Raw genomic sequence first — 14,850 nt, 5'->3', positions numbered from 1 at the left:
TTGATAAAAAACTGCCACACTATTGTTGTTTCACACTAAGAATTTCTCCGCTTCACTTTTCGTAATGACTGTTTTTCTTTGTAGGTAAGACTTCGCCAGAGCCATTCAAGCGGTCCGAAACGATATCTTGCCAGCCACCATTTACTGCAGACAATTTGCAGACTAAAGACAACCACAACAATTCCCATGGCAACGATTGGCCTTACCGAACCATATAACCCAAAACCTGCTCCATAAAACAATATAAAACATATAATAGATTGGGTAATATAATTTGTTAAGGACATTCTGCCAACATATGTGAGCGGTTTTAATATTAATTTTCCAAAACTGCTTCTGCTTAACAAAGTTATTGAAAATAAGTAGAATAATGCGGATCCAGTCCCGCCAACATTATCCTGAATATACGAGAACCAAGTCGGATTTCCATATAAATATGGACCCATTTTTAGTGCTGCAAAGAACAGGAAGCTAATAAACCATACTATAAGCACTGTTTGTTTGTGTTCGTCGGGCTTGTGCAACCACCTTTTTCTCGCAATAAACATACCGAATAAAAACAAAGGTAATAATGTTGTTGCTAACAGCAAACTTGAGAATAAACTATTCGAATAAAGCCAATCGCTGGCGTTTTGAGATAAAATTACTGCCAGATCACTGCTACTATAGTTTTCCTTCACAAGGAAAATTTTCGAAGTGTTATAACCGTCTAGAAATGCCCTTGCATCAAATAACATTTTAGAAAAGTAAGTAACGCTCAATCCTAGCATCAGTATTCCCCATACCAATAGAGTTTTACTTTTGCGGTTCACAAATGCCACTAAAAACAGACCAACAACTCCGTATGATAATAAAATATCACCATGCCAGATTAAAAATGCATGTATCAAACCGAAACAAATTAATATAAGTAACCTTCGAAATAAGAGTGGATAGACATTGATATTTTTTTCTACCAGACGTTCTTTTAAAACCTGAAAACCGAAACCAAACAAAAGTGAGAAGAGTGTATAAAAGCTGGCCTGAAAGAAAATATCAATAACTACTTGTGTAGATTGATCGACAGTGGATGTCCATGCATCCTCCTCCCCACCATACATGAAATATGGTGCAGAGAAAGCTCCAATGTTGACAACGAAAATACCTAAAATAGCAAAACCGCGAGCGGCATCAATCCACGTCAATCGTTTAGATTCCTGCAATGGCGAAGCAACATTCATTCGTTTCACTACCTTTCTTATAGAACTTGGCATTCGTTTAAAGGGAACCTTATTTGCTTTTTTTAGAACCCTTATACTTCGGAATGCAAGCCTTAGTATAAATAAGCCTTAGTTGCACTTATGCAGTAAGAAAGGATTTATACTATCTTAACTGCAAAAAATAGTTTGTTTCTACTATTCTATAAATTAATAATAACTTCTTTTTGCTGCTTCAACAAATTTTCACCTTGAACATAAACTAAACCTGAAGGAGGATTTATCATGCCAGCAAAAGTCGGCGCAGTCAAAGTAATTAATATAAGCTCGTCCAGCATCTTTAACATTGGAGATGTGTATTCAATGAGTCCTGAAAGCACTGCAAAAACATATGCTGGTGGGGGTTCCTTTAATACAGGAGATGGCACCCATATACGGCTAAAAGAATCAAATACGTATGTACGGGATTCAGATGTAGCGGATCAGAATATAGATAAATAATGGAGTGTATACCATGAATTTTACTATTCACCAATCTATAAGTATTCATATGTTAAAAATAGGCGCGATCACAAATTCTTCAGTTGTACAAATTGGGAGTACTGGAAGTATTCAGGCACAATCGGATATTTATAATACAGGGGAGTATGAAGAAGCTGCGGAGCCGGCTGAACCTGTTGGTGATTCTTCAATTATTCGGTTGCAACAGCCTGGACAGTAGCACATATTCGCCTTTTATGCATATGTTACTATAGGTATTTGCCTAGTTGTAAGGAGGGCACACTCTTATGAATAGCTGGAACAATTATATGTATAACCTACTGCAGCGCATCGAAGAACAGGACAGAAAAATAAGGTCACTGGAATCAAGAGTCGAGAAGTTTGAACAAAAAGAATCGAACCACAATAACATCGAAAAAATCGAATATCACTTTGACCAGCTGAAAATAGAGAATCTTGATGGAACTCTCCACATTGGTTTATCACCAAATGATCTTAAAGATATAGAAGATCTCTCTGTTCCACCTGGCAAAACACCAGTCAAACAACAATTATTATCTGACTTAAATAGGTATTTGAAAGAACATGGATTAAACCTAATCCGTAATATAGCTGACCAGAATCATTTTTCAATCGATAATACTGATCCATCAATACTTATCGAGGATATGGCCAAACAGCTACCCGAACGAATCACGTTTTATGAAGAAGAATCCAAACGTAAAAATCAGAACCTTTCAGAAGATCAAAGGAAGCAATTTATTATGGAGCAAATTAAAAATGAAATTCATCATTCGCTAACAACATATATGGAAAGGAATGATTCAGAAAATGAATATGGAAGTTCATAATTGGGGCTTACAAGTCGGAAATGTCCAAATAGATGCGATCACATCTTCGTCTGTGTTTTTAGTAGGAGACAGTGAAGATATAATCCTCTCATCATTCTTCGATACTCCGCCAGAAGCAACTATGATTGGTTCCATCGTTCCACTATCAGGATGAGGGGTTTTATTGATGCAAAAGCGAACAGCATCCGTTAGGCGTATCAGAGTTCATGGTCTAACATACAGCGGCATTTTTAATATTGGCGATACATCAAATGCCCGTCCGAAATCAAGGGGAATTGCAATTCAAAAAGAAGGTGCAACATTTGCAAATGATGAGGGGCTGTATTTTAATAGATTTTCATTATTTCAACGGGACGCAAACTGGCCGATTAATGCCACAGAAGTCCAAAAAAATACACTAAATCATTCTAATGTAATAAAAATAGGAAACATATCTATCCTCGGAGTGAGTCAATCATCTATTTTGCATATTGGCAACCTTAATGAATTATCTGCCGAAGCAAGGGTGAAACACTTTCGTCAGTATACCACCGGCACGGATAACAACATGACGTCATAAACTATGTGTATCCTGAAATATAAATTCTGGAGGAGTTCTTCATGCCATCAATTGTTGGACCAATAAAGATAAATAGTGTGGGTGGTGGCGTCATAAATTTTGGTGATTCCTTTTATCTAGCCCCTAAAAGCACTTCCAAAACAAACACAGGTGCAGGATCACAAAACACCGGAGATTTTATTTGTACCAATAGTGGTTTAAGTTCCACCAACCCATTTGACCCTGATGTGAACGATCAGAATTTAACAGCAAATGCTTAGTATTTAAAAGAACTGTCCAATTGATGTGACAGTTCTTTTGGCTATTTGGCCCAATTTTCTGTATCTGATTGAAGTTATTCATATTTGGCTGAAATCCCAATACGACATGATGCTTACCCTCAACGCTGCCAACAAAAGCGCTCTACGACAAGGCACTTTTCTTCCTATTCAAATTCTGATTGATCAATGAATAATAATTGCAATACATATATGAGTAAAAATGCTGCAAATGCAAGTGAACCCCAGCCAAGTGTCTTCTGCTCCACTTCCAAGTAGTTATTGCATATCTGACTATCCGCCCCAATATACAGCCACGCCATTAGTCCAAACATGATAACAAAGAATACATAAGTAATATTTCTGCCAATTTTCCCAAGTTTTATCCAGCTATCACGTAGAGGAATCCCCGCTAAAAACGGCAAACTGATAAATTTAAATACCTCTACCATTTGAATAGTAACAGCCTCATCCATTGAACGTGGGATCATCCAGTAACTCCAAATAACAATGAATAATAGAATTCCAGGTACACCGTTACCATTCCATTTTTCAAAAAATCCCGGAAACTTCATCTGAAAAAATCGTGCCATTAGAAATCCAGATATCACCAGGAGTGGCATTTGCATATGCATGTGCACAATCATAATCGATTCTAGTAAATTAGCTACAGGTGGAAGAATTAGAAAGACGTACAGCATTAAACCATAGATTGCTTGTTTCATCGTCTATTCCTCCTCTTCACTGTCAAGAATATTTAGAACAGTATCAGCAGCTTCATCAATTTTGGTGAAGTCCATCACTTGCTGTAAATGGCCAGTTTTTCCAATAAAATAGAAAGCACTATTATGTGTGAAGTCTCCATTACCATCAGGGATAACTATTACGCCCAGTTTTTCGAGTAGCGTGTCTAGTTCGGACTGGTCGTTTATTCTTGCCATACGCCACGTTTCTCCATCACTTCCAAAATAGGATCTGTATTTGGTTAAGGTTGCTGGGTCATCTCTTGTTGGATCAAAACTTATACTTAGAAAGACGATGTCCTCACCAATATATTTACTCGGAATTTGATCATAGACATCGGCCATGTTCATCTCTAGCTGTGGACATACAGTTGTACAACTTGTATACATAAATGTTAGAAATACGTATTTTCCTTCTGCAAATTCGTCAAAAGTATATGTTCGCGCGTGACTGTCCTCCAAAGTTACAGAAGGAAATTCAGGCTTATTTTGTAATACTTCATACGTTCTAGCACTTTCTGCTGTAAATGCACGGAATCCATCAGTTCCAATATAAAATAAACCAATTCCAAATATGATTACGAGAATGATAGCTATTAAATTATGTCTGTCTTTGATCATAACCGATCACTTCCCAAGTTTGTAATTTATCATTAGTTTTACTTTAGAAAACTTGGCATTCGCCAAGTTCTTAGGCGAATTGCCTTAGTTGCACTTATGCAGTAAGAAAGAATTTATTCTTTCTTATTGCTTAAAAAGATAGCCCTGAACAGGACTATCTCTTAAATTTTATTTCAACTACCATGTTCTGATTGGTGGTGATCCGGGACCACCATTGACTATAAAGTCTACAATCGGTACAACGTAGGCCATAGCTACAACCATAAGCATTAAGATAATCCAAATGCTCCAGCGTTCAGTCCATAGTGGTGTAGGTCCTTCACTCTCCTCAGCTTCACCAAGAGGGAATTCTGTTTCACCTTTTGGAGCGAAAAACATCATATTGAATACTGCATAAACTTGTATAATTACACCTAAAAGCAGTAATGTTCCTCCGAACGCCATAACATACTCATAAGGCACCCAGCTTAATGCTATTTCATGATCCCCATACGTTGTGAAAGATGTCCGTCTCGGATCACCCAACAGCCCTACTAAATGCTGTGAACCTGACATGAAGATCATTCCGACTGTCCAAATAATTGTCTGGATAACACCAAGTCTATTCATTTGAGGGGTTAGCTTACGCTTGGATAAGTACGGGACAAGCCAATAAGTGATCCCAAAGAATGTTAAGACAACTGTTACACCTACAGTTATATGGAAGTGCCCAACAACCCACATCGTGTTGTGAATTACCTGGTTCATTTGGTTACTTGTATTGACAATTCCACCAGCACCACCAGGGATAAAAGCAATCATAGCAATCATAGGGGCTAAGAAACGCACATCTCCCCATGGAAGTTTTGTGAACCAGCCTAATAATCCTTTACCACCGCGTTTTCTGCCAGCTCTTTCAAACATAGCGAATATGGCGAACGCAGTCATTAATGAAGGGAATGCGATTGATGTACTCATAAACACATGTAAAAATTTAACTGATTCTGAAATTCCTGGGTCAATAATTTGATGGTGAAAACCACCAGGAATGTTTAAAATAACTAATAATATTACAACAACTCGAGCAAGTTTATCACTAAACACTTTTCCGCCGATAATCTTTGGTATTGCTACATACCATGCAGAGATTGCTACAATATACCAAATATTAACCAATGTATGTCCGAAACTCCAAAATAGTGTTCGGGCAACCATAACGTTAACTGTTTCTTTCCAGCCCAATGACCAAGGAATAAGCGTTAATACTTCTATTGTTACACCAATACTTCCAAAGAACCAAAGTATGAATACACCCATTGCGAAGAAAGCATACAGCGGCGTTACTTGACCACGATGATTTTTTCTCCAATGATTGTAATTGATGAATGCTCCAAAACTACATGACCATATACCTAGAACAACAAATACTAATCCAATATAAAAGATAGGTGATGCAGCAAGTGGTGGATAAAACGTATATAAAACGGACGCTTCATTCATTAAAATTGTTATTACTACTAGTACTACTCCTAACAGCATCAACCCTAGTCCAACCCAAGCCATTTTCCTTACTTTTGGAAGAAGTCCTCCTAATGTATGGGATAGAACTGCATATAAATAACCAATTGTGAATGTAGCTGTAAAAACTAGAATTAATAAAATACCGTGTGCTGTTAACACTTGGTAATAGTTTAACCATGCTGGCAATTCCAGAAGACCGGCCCTCTGAAGCCCTTGTACTAATCCTAAAATTCCGCCAATAAGTAATGTAATAAAGGCTACTGATAAATATGATTTCGATATTTTAGCATCCAGAGGATTAACGCCTAATCCTTTATTCGCCTTCTCGCGAAATGTTTCTTTTATTGATTGTTCCATTTAACTTTACCTCCTTTACTTCACCGTGATTGTCGTGGACATAAGCTGATGCCCCGCACCGCAATATTCATTACATAACACTAGATACTCGCCTGGCTCATCAAATGTGTGTGTGATTTCTTGGATGTGACCTGGCATTACCATTGCATTAATGTTTGTTCCAGCAACTTGAAAGCCATGAACAACATCTTTGGAAGTCATTGTAAATGTTACTTCTGCCCCAGCTGGAACTTCAATATCGCTGGGAGTAAAGCCAAACGCTTGTAATGTCATAACAACTTCATATTCGTTTTCCCCCACCTTTTTCACGCCAGGATTATCAAATGGAGCAGTTTGATCTACTTGCTCAGGATCAATATTTTCTTTATTACTTGGTGGCCCCATACCTAACGCGAATGTTTGATAACCTACTATAACCATAAATAAAATTAAAATTCCGGCACTTAATCCAAGCCAAATTTCTTCTAAGCGATGCATATCGTTTCCCTCCTATACTCTGGACATATATAACCAAAAGACTCCTACCCACATAACAACGATGACTCCTAACACAAATAACACGGAAACCATTGTACCTTTTAATGATTTTTCTTCTTTATTTTCGACTGGAGTACTCGTTTTTGCTGCTTCCATCACAAATCCCCTCCTTGTAAACTATCTTTCTACTACATCTTATTTTTTTAAGGGGTTTTGCGAAGTGAACTAAATCACACGAATACGTGATTTTAATTACAGGGGGAATCCCAGTGATCATTTATAAAGAATTCCAAAAAAAATAAAGAGTAATACCCTTGATATAACAGGGTTTAACTCTTTAAATATAACCATTATAATTTGTAACTACTTCGACACATTTTCGGAAATTATATTTGTTAGAAAACTGGTATTCGTTAAAATGCATGTTTAAAAAGGAGGATAAAAATGACCGAGTCGGCTAAAAAACCTTATACTTTGCAGTGCAAGCCTTTGTGGCATATGTCATAGTTGCACTTATGCAAATAAGAAAGTAGCTATTCATTTTTAATTGCCAATAAAAGTTGCTTGGAAAAGAAATAAAGATATGTCTCTTTTACTTGCTCGTACCAAATATGTTCAACCGCATGTTTGTACAGATCCATTTGAATTTTATACCTATCTAAAAGTTTATCTTTTACACGATCGGTTACTTCCTCAGTGATTCCATCAGTCTTATAATCAAGAATAATCCATCCATCATCTTTTGGAATAACACAGTCTATAACACCTTGCACCAATACTTGTTCATCCATATTATTGGTCCAGTTTGCATACACTTCTTTTGCAGATAACGAAAGACTGAATGGTACTTCCCGATAAATAATCGGCGATTCCATGATTAATTGAGCAATTGACGTGTTAAAAAATTGTTCAACAGCAGTGGTCTCAATAACCTCTGCCTCCTGTTTCGTCAAAATTTCCCGTTCTACTAATTGTTCCACAAATTCTTCTATTTCTGTTGCAGTCATTGGCTTCGTCAGTGGTATATGCTGCATCACTGTGTGCATTGCAGTACCACGTTCTGCCGCAGTAATCGATTTTTGTTTTTGCATAAAAGCAGGTCGTTTGGCGATTGGGGCATGAGACGTTTGGATAAGCTGTTCACCACTATATTCATCTTTTATCTCCCGCTGTCTTTTAATTTCGGTCACTGTTTGTTTGGCTCTGTAAGTTGCAGCTTCAAGATATGGATACGTGTAAGCAAGGCGATCGTCAACAGCCCAATCCAAGTGGCTATCATCCAATTCCAGCGGCTGCCAATTCACGATATTTTCTTTTCGCTCTAGATCAGCTTGCGTAACTGCTTCATCTAGATTGGTTAGCGAACTGCCGTGTAAAATTGAGACATTCCATTCAGACGGATCGATTTGGATTGCTTCCAAAACAGCATCATCAACATCCAACGTCCGTAGCACATCATTTCCTTTGTGACGGATTAAAGCAGGCCCAACCCAATCAAGGTACGTTTTCGATTCAATCCTGTAATGTGCAGGAAGAATCCATTCCGAATGATCAATCATTTTTTCCCATTTCTGTTGTTTCTTTTCAAATGATGGAACATTACCAACCATCACTAACTTCTCTTTCGCGCGTGTCAATGCAACATATAATACTCGCATTTCTTCTGCCAGAAGTTCCCTTAATTTTTCTTTTTGCAATGCATGGTGAAACAGCGTCGGATACGTTATCCGTTTGACCGGATCAATATATTTACTGGCAAATCCTAGGTCTTTATGCAATAAATAACGTCGTTTCAAATCCATAAAATTAAATTGTTTATCCATCGCTCCCAGGATAACAACTGGGAACTCCAAACCTTTACTTTTATGAATCGTCATGATTCGGACAATATCCTCTTGCTCACTTAATGCCCGGGCTGATCCAAGATCATCGCCACGCTCTTCCATACGTTCAATAAACCTCAGGAAGCGGAATAATCCACGAAACGATGTTGACTCATATCCTCTGGCACGATCATATAGCGCTCTAAGATTTGCTTGACGCTGTCGTCCTCCGGGCATACCGCCAACGAAGTCATAATAACCTGTTTCCCGATAAATCTGCCATATCAATTCAGATAAAGCACCTTGCCGTGATGCAAGCCGGTAACGTTCAAGTCGCTCCAGGAAATTATTTGCCTTAATGGCTGTATCATCCGAATTATGGCGGTTAAATGCCTTTAATGCATCATAATATGTTCCTTTCTGATCTGCTAATCGAACTAGTGACAGCTCCTCTTCATTCAACCCAACAATTGGTGACTTGAGTACGGAAGCAAGCGGGATATCCTGCCTTGGATTATCAATCACTTTTAGCAGACTTAGCATGATTTTTACTTCAATGGCATCAAAGTAACCTGTCGAGAGTTCGGCATATACTGGTATTCCCTGTTTTTTCAATTCGTCGACTATCGTTGGTGCCCATGTCATCGAGCGCATTAAAATAACAACATCGCGATACTGCATATCTCGTTGTGTATCTGTCGATTTATCATAGACTTGTAATGGACCGCTTTCTTTCTGTCCAATCCATCCTTTAATTTTTTCTGCGTATGCACGTGCCTCGAGCTGTGCTTTTTCCAGATCCTGATAGTCCTCTTCATCCTGTGAAATATCCTCTTTTTCCTCTGGAACTTCACGATCAATGATGATTAGTTCTGGCTGTGGTTCAGTATGTGGTAATGTATCATACATTTTATTTGCATAAATCAGCTCAGCATCCTCATCATAGTTAATTTCCCCTAAGTCTTCGTCAAGGATTTGTCTGAAAATATAGTTGGCTCCAATCAAGACATGTTCACGGCTACGGAAATTACTTGCCAAATCAATTCGCCTGGCGGGAACCCCTTCATCAGCAAAGCGTTTATATTTCTGGATAAATAACGATGGTTCTGCGTGTCGAAATCGATAGATACTCTGCTTAACATCACCTACCATAAACCTGTTTCCCGGACCTGCCTGATCGCTAATTAGCGTTAAAATTGTTTCCTGGACAAGGTTTGTATCCTGATACTCATCTATTAATAACTCACTGAACTGTCTCTGCAAATTGACTGCTACAGTTGAAGGTAAAACCTTATCCGCGGTGGATGTATCGTCAGTTAACAATTCCAGGCAGTAATGTTCCAGGTCTGAAAAATCAACAATAGCTCGTTCCCGCTTTTGTTCTGTAAATCGTGTTTTAAATTGTTTCACAATCTCTGTTAATTGCCTGATGACCGGAGCCAGTTCCTGCATATCTGCAATGTGGCCTGTCAAATCACGGCTAAACCAACCTTCTTTCATTTCATTCCAGCGTTTCTTATAGCTATCACGCAATTTTTTAACCTTATCTTTTTTTGCATCATCACAATCGACTTTCTTGCCTGATAATTTTGCGAAAGAACTTGCCGCCATATGTGCTTGTAAATCATTCCACGAATTCAGATGTGCCAGTGCTATTTGCAGATTCTCCGCGTCTGAATCAATTGCATCCGCATAATGGTATGGTCCATCGCTTTCTCTTGTTAATTCCATTGCAAGATTAATCTCTTGCTGCATAGCTTCCAGCTGATTTTTAGCTTCCCTTTTTATGATTGATAACCATGGCAGTTCATCCTCCGTCCAATCATCCGGAATATCATAGACATCTGCAATCTGATCAAGCCACATATCTGGCCATGGATTTTGCGCGGCAAATGTATATAAATCAAGTACAAGGCTCTCTACATCTGCATCACTTCGATCACTGGAAAAACGGTCTACTACGGCAAAAAATCTCTTTTGATCTTCGCCTTCTTTCCCGTACCATTCTTCAAATAAGTCATCAATTACTTCCTGTTTAATTAAATCTGCTTCCATATCATTAGCAATACGAAAAGCGGGATCAATATCCAGTAAATAAGCATATTGTTTTACCGTATCAAGACAAAACGAGTGCAAGGTTGATATTGATGCACGCTGCAGAAGCGATAATTGCTTTTTAAGATGCGGTGAGCTCGGGTCTTCTGCCAATGCTTCTTCCAAGGCAAGTCCAACCCTGTTCCGCATTTCCTGAGCTGCAGCATTGGTAAACGTTACAACAAGCAGCGAATCAATATCCACCGGATCATCCTTTTTAATTAACTTTTGAATTATCCGCTCGACAAGTACGGCTGTTTTCCCCGAACCTGCCGCCGCTGCTACGAGCACATCACTGCCGTCCGTATAGATTGCTTGTTCCTGTTCCTTTGTCCAATTAGCCATTACATTTCCTCCTTATGACGGAGTCTCTCCAGTATTTCGTCATCCTTTAAGTCAGTTAGCTTTCGATAATTATTTTCCTCTAGAATCGGATCAAATTGACAGACTGACAAGAATGGGCAATACGTGCAAGCCGTGTTCTGTTTATGCTGGAATGGATTTAAATGGACGCCACCAGATGTCATATCGATTCCTGCCTGCATCATTAGGTGATGAATGTGCTGCTGCAAACTAGAAAACGTCTCGTTGTCAGCAACTTTAGAATGGCTATAGAAATCGCCATTTTTCTTCACTCCTGCTGGTATTACCTGGCTTGTTCCTGAATCGAGTGATGTATCCATCATTTTTACAATTTGCTCATTTGATAGCAGCAATCCCTGCATTTTATACTTCTTGAATATTTCTTTTTCAATTTCATCATCATTCATTTTCAGCTTGCCTGAAACCATCGGATTGTGCACATGGAAATAAAGGACCCCAGCTGGTGTTGCTTTAGCGCCAAGCCACTGTTCTGAATGGGAAAGTACAACGTCAAGGTATGTCAGCATCTGCAAAGCAAGACCATAATAAACCTCTACCAAGTTTAATCCTTTTGCACTTGATTTATAATCAATAATCCGTAAAAATAAATCCTCGTTGTTGAGTGCCTTATCAACCCGGTCAATCCGCCCGCGCAGCATAAGTTCAAAACCATTCTCCAACTTCAGCGTAACAGGGGGTAATGCCTTTTCATCGTCAAACCCGAAACCGAGCTCTAATCCTACTGGTGAAAATTCACTTTGTCGTGATTGTTCACTTAAAATATACGTTGCCCTTGTGATAACTTCCTGCAATTTTTGCTGAATATATTTATATCTGTTAGAACTATGCAAAATCTGATGCTGTAAAATCGGTGCAAGACTTTCAACCGCTTTTTGCGCATAGCCTGAACTATCATTTTTTGATAACTGGGAAAAGTCCCTGCCATCTGCCTTAATCCATTCGGTTATTTTTTTCAATGCCTCATGAAACAACTGGCCAATATCAGGCGCATCGAGTTTATACGTCTTTCTTTCATCCAGTTTCAAGCTGTATTTGGCAAAATGCTGGTAGGAACAGCGATAATAAGATTCTAATCTTGATACACTTGCTTTCACCTGTTTTGGATAGAGCTGTTCGGTTGTTTCCTTTGTTAAATTAATTGGGCGATTTTGATAGTACAAGCTTTGTAAAATCGTATAGGTTGTACTATATTTTGGATGATTTTCGATATACCAATTTAGAACATGCCACCAAACAGGCTTAACAGGATACCCTTTTCGACTGCGGGCCAACTGTGCTGTTAGCGCTGCCCTTGTTTTAATAGGGGTCGTTATAAACCTGTCCGCCTCTGTTAGCTCCTCTGGGTCCTGCAGTAAAATATGGTTGCCACACGACGGGAATAAATCCTCTATCCGCTTAATCAGCTGTGATGGAATTTTCGATTTACCCTCTTCATCACTTAACGGGTAACTTAACCATAAATAATCAGTTGGAGATGTGAATGCAACATACATATAAAACCAATCATCCAAGAGTTGCCGTTTGCTGCTTTCTGCCAGTTGGATGCCCTGCCCCGCTAGTAGCTCCCGTTCTTGTTCGTTAATCATGCCCTCTGAGGTTGGCTTCATTGGCCAAACGCCATCATTCACACCAAGTAAAAAGGAACATTTCATTCCACTGATTCTTGAGCGGTCAATGGTACCAACGATTACATGATCCATACTAGGCGGTACATGGGCAAATGTTAACGAATCAAAGCCAGCCTCTATTGTAGTGCGAAAAGTATCCAGGTTCATTGTTTCGTCCCCGGCCATCTCGACCATTTCGTCGAAAAGCTGGATGACAGCATTCCATACTTGTTCCTGCTCTCGCGCTTTTTCAATTTCCCCTTCTGCATCGTACATTTTTCGCATTTGTTCCAGTCGTTGTGGAACACCTAGCTCTTCCAGTAACAGGTAAACTGTTTCACATAATTCACTTATCGTAGCAGCTTTTCTTATTTTCTGATCAAACCCTTGTAACGCTTGGACAACTTGATTTCTGTACGCATTTATTCGTTTTTGCGTTTCTTTTTCCGTATCCGTTTGTGCTGAACGATCAAAGCCACGGAAACGCTGGAAAATCCATTGTTTATCCCCTATCCACCGTTCTCGTGAGCGGATTCCATATTCAAGTATATAATTTTCCAATTCATCAATCGCATCATTAGTAAGTGGATATTCTGAATCTATCGATGGAATAAAACCAGTTTTTAGCACCCGAAAAATAGCATCATACCGCCAATTTCCTTCGACAATATCTAAGACCGAACGAATAAACTCAATCAGCGAATGATTCAGCATCGTTCTTTTTTCATCGATAAAAACTGGGATATCATAATCGCTAAAAATGGTATCTATTAAATCGTGATACATATCTGTTTGTCGAATAAATACAGCAATATCTTGAAATCGGTGGTTTTCCTCACGTACCAAACGCAAAATCTCCTGAGCGGCTCCTTCTACCTCTGCACGGGGATGTACTGCTTCAGCAATTTGTAATGGAACATCGCCATTGTATTCAGGTGCAGGACGCACATCGAAGTTTTGTTCCAAATGGGCAAAATAAGGACGTTCCTTAAATCTACCGTTCACAGGATCAAGTATGACAGTTTCATCTATACTTATATAATTTTCAGCAGCAATCGTTTGAAGGGTTTGATGTGTTTCTTTCGTTTGGTAAAACAAATCTAATTCAGATAGATCTGCATCATCAGTTGGATCGACAGTTAATGCAATGGTCACTGATTTACACTTCTTCATTAACGCTTCAACAACAAGTAGTTCTTTAGGTGAAAATCGATGGAAGCCATCCAAGTATATCTCGGCACCCTCAAGTAATGTAGCATCCTTAATTTTCTCTGCCAATAATTGCAACTGGTCCTCACTATCAATATATTTACCTTGTAAGGCATGTACCAGATTTTCATATATGTACGATAAATCGTTAAGTTTATCCGATAGTGCAGCCTCACCAGATTCTTTATGAACAAACTGATTCATCTGTTCAATTTGCATATATAACATTTCGGGAGTGATACGATATCGTTTAAATTCGGTAATCATTTTTTCCAGTTGTTCCAAGAATCCTTGTTTTTCCAAAGCCTTCTGGAATACATTCCACTCCGATTCTTTCTCTTCAATAATTTTTCGAAGCATCATTTGGATACCGACGGAGCTAATAAACTGCCTCGTACCTCCTCCAGTCTCTTGTAAAACACGCCATGCCAGACGTGAAAAACTAGTAACCTGCGCACGAATACTTCCATGGATATCCTGACCACTAAACAAGGCATATTCCTGTTGGAAGGTCATTTGATCCGGTACGATATAAAATATTGGTTTGCCTTGTGGATTATCAGCCAATTTTTCTTTAATTTCATCCAGTGACCTGCCACTTTTGCCGGTACCTGATCTACCTAATAAAAATAGTATCCCCATATTTTATCCCCCTTATTGAACTTCCTTAC

14 protein-coding genes are annotated in these 14,850 nt (G+C 38.7%); 6 read left to right on the top strand and 8 right to left on the bottom strand.

All coding sequences use genetic code 11. The features are described 5' to 3' along the window. Nucleotides 1–35: 35 nt before the first annotated feature. Nucleotides 36–1,220, bottom strand: coding sequence for a DUF418 domain-containing protein (locus tag BMY13_RS10645; protein ID WP_092504493.1), 1,185 nt, complete (start codon nt 1,218–1,220; stop codon nt 36–38). 261 nt (nt 1,221–1,481) lie between these two features. Between BMY13_RS10645 and BMY13_RS10640 the strand changes: the two genes are divergently transcribed. The 6 genes from BMY13_RS10640 to BMY13_RS10615 all read left to right on the top strand — a co-directional run bounded on the left by BMY13_RS10640 (nt 1,482) and on the right by BMY13_RS10615 (nt 3,367). Beyond that, a complete protein-coding gene (locus BMY13_RS10640) occupies nt 1,482–1,697 on the top strand; it encodes a spore germination protein (protein WP_092504491.1) in 216 nt (71 codons plus the stop codon). A 13-nt stretch (nt 1,698–1,710) separates the two neighbouring features. After that, nucleotides 1,711–1,917, top strand: a complete 207-nt coding sequence (locus BMY13_RS10635) for a spore germination protein GerPB (RefSeq protein ID WP_092493640.1) — start codon at nt 1,711–1,713, stop codon at nt 1,915–1,917. A 67-nt stretch (nt 1,918–1,984) separates the two neighbouring features. Further along, nucleotides 1,985–2,548 carry a spore germination protein GerPC gene (gene gerPC, locus BMY13_RS10630; RefSeq protein WP_092504489.1) on the top strand — a complete coding sequence of 188 codons (564 nt, stop codon included), beginning with the start codon at nt 1,985–1,987 and terminating at the stop codon, nt 2,546–2,548. Then, nucleotides 2,529–2,702, top strand: a complete 174-nt coding sequence (locus tag BMY13_RS10625) for a spore gernimation protein GerPD (RefSeq protein WP_092493638.1) — start codon at nt 2,529–2,531, stop codon at nt 2,700–2,702. The genes gerPC and BMY13_RS10625 overlap by 20 nt, the downstream gene beginning before the upstream one ends. A gap of 12 nt (nt 2,703–2,714) precedes the next feature. Further along, nucleotides 2,715–3,107, top strand: coding sequence for a spore germination protein GerPE (locus BMY13_RS10620; protein ID WP_092504487.1), 393 nt, complete (start codon nt 2,715–2,717; stop codon nt 3,105–3,107). A gap of 41 nt (nt 3,108–3,148) precedes the next feature. Continuing rightward, nucleotides 3,149–3,367 carry a spore germination protein gene (locus BMY13_RS10615; protein ID WP_092493636.1) on the top strand — a complete coding sequence of 73 codons (219 nt, stop codon included), beginning with the start codon at nt 3,149–3,151 and terminating at the stop codon, nt 3,365–3,367. A 164-nt stretch (nt 3,368–3,531) separates the two neighbouring features. Here the strand turns inward: BMY13_RS10615 and BMY13_RS10610 are convergent, their stop codons facing one another. The 7 genes from BMY13_RS10610 to addB all read right to left on the bottom strand — a co-directional run bounded on the left by BMY13_RS10610 (nt 3,532) and on the right by addB (nt 14,821). Next, nucleotides 3,532–4,089, bottom strand: coding sequence for a hypothetical protein (locus BMY13_RS10610; RefSeq protein ID WP_092504485.1), 558 nt, complete (start codon nt 4,087–4,089; stop codon nt 3,532–3,534). A 3-nt stretch (nt 4,090–4,092) separates the two neighbouring features. Next, on the bottom strand, nt 4,093–4,728 hold the full coding sequence (locus BMY13_RS10605; protein WP_092504483.1) for an SCO family protein: 636 nt from the start codon (nt 4,726–4,728) through the stop codon (nt 4,093–4,095). 177 nt (nt 4,729–4,905) lie between these two features. Next, nucleotides 4,906–6,585 carry a cbb3-type cytochrome c oxidase subunit I gene (locus tag BMY13_RS10600; protein ID WP_092493633.1) on the bottom strand — a complete coding sequence of 560 codons (1,680 nt, stop codon included), beginning with the start codon at nt 6,583–6,585 and terminating at the stop codon, nt 4,906–4,908. A 15-nt stretch (nt 6,586–6,600) separates the two neighbouring features. Continuing rightward, complete coding sequence (locus tag BMY13_RS10595) at nt 6,601–7,062, bottom strand: cytochrome c oxidase subunit II (protein ID WP_092493632.1); 462 nt, start codon at nt 7,060–7,062, stop codon at nt 6,601–6,603. Nucleotides 7,063–7,074: 12 nt separating this feature from the next. Next, nucleotides 7,075–7,218, bottom strand: coding sequence for a cytochrome c oxidase subunit 2A (locus tag BMY13_RS10590; protein ID WP_092493631.1), 144 nt, complete (start codon nt 7,216–7,218; stop codon nt 7,075–7,077). A 377-nt stretch (nt 7,219–7,595) separates the two neighbouring features. Beyond that, nucleotides 7,596–11,324 carry a helicase-exonuclease AddAB subunit AddA gene (gene addA / locus BMY13_RS10585; protein ID WP_092504481.1) on the bottom strand — a complete coding sequence of 1,243 codons (3,729 nt, stop codon included), beginning with the start codon at nt 11,322–11,324 and terminating at the stop codon, nt 7,596–7,598. Further along, entirely contained in the window at nt 11,324–14,821 is a 3,498-nt protein-coding gene (addB, locus tag BMY13_RS10580; protein ID WP_092504478.1) for a helicase-exonuclease AddAB subunit AddB, read from the bottom strand. The genes addA and addB overlap by 1 nt, the downstream gene beginning before the upstream one ends. Nucleotides 14,822–14,850: the final 29 nt, after the last annotated feature.

Origin of the sequence: Virgibacillus subterraneus (genome assembly GCF_900110695.1) — a bacterium.
In the GTDB taxonomy this organism is placed as follows: domain Bacteria; phylum Bacillota; class Bacilli; order Bacillales; family Amphibacillaceae; genus Lentibacillus; species Lentibacillus subterraneus.
The sequence above is the reverse complement of the archived record's forward strand: the minus strand, read 5'-3'. Positions and strand labels throughout refer to the sequence as shown.

Coding starts and splice junctions, on each gene's coding strand:
- BMY13_RS10645 (WP_092504493.1), bottom strand. CDS start 1,220: ATGAATGTTGCTTCGCCATTGCAGGAATCTAAACGATTGACGTGGATT.
- BMY13_RS10640 (WP_092504491.1), top strand. CDS start 1,482: ATGCCAGCAAAAGTCGGCGCAGTCAAAGTAATTAATATAAGCTCGTCC.
- BMY13_RS10635 (WP_092493640.1), top strand. CDS start 1,711: ATGAATTTTACTATTCACCAATCTATAAGTATTCATATGTTAAAAATA.
- gerPC (WP_092504489.1), top strand. CDS start 1,985: ATGAATAGCTGGAACAATTATATGTATAACCTACTGCAGCGCATCGAA.
- BMY13_RS10625 (WP_092493638.1), top strand. CDS start 2,529: ATGAATATGGAAGTTCATAATTGGGGCTTACAAGTCGGAAATGTCCAA.
- BMY13_RS10620 (WP_092504487.1), top strand. CDS start 2,715: ATGCAAAAGCGAACAGCATCCGTTAGGCGTATCAGAGTTCATGGTCTA.
- BMY13_RS10615 (WP_092493636.1), top strand. CDS start 3,149: ATGCCATCAATTGTTGGACCAATAAAGATAAATAGTGTGGGTGGTGGC.
- BMY13_RS10610 (WP_092504485.1), bottom strand. CDS start 4,089: ATGAAACAAGCAATCTATGGTTTAATGCTGTACGTCTTTCTAATTCTT.
- BMY13_RS10605 (WP_092504483.1), bottom strand. CDS start 4,728: ATGATCAAAGACAGACATAATTTAATAGCTATCATTCTCGTAATCATA.
- BMY13_RS10600 (WP_092493633.1), bottom strand. CDS start 6,585: ATGGAACAATCAATAAAAGAAACATTTCGCGAGAAGGCGAATAAAGGA.
- BMY13_RS10595 (WP_092493632.1), bottom strand. CDS start 7,062: ATGCATCGCTTAGAAGAAATTTGGCTTGGATTAAGTGCCGGAATTTTA.
- BMY13_RS10590 (WP_092493631.1), bottom strand. CDS start 7,218: ATGGAAGCAGCAAAAACGAGTACTCCAGTCGAAAATAAAGAAGAAAAA.
- addA (WP_092504481.1), bottom strand. CDS start 11,324: ATGGCTAATTGGACAAAGGAACAGGAACAAGCAATCTATACGGACGGC.
- addB (WP_092504478.1), bottom strand. CDS start 14,821: ATGGGGATACTATTTTTATTAGGTAGATCAGGTACCGGCAAAAGTGGC.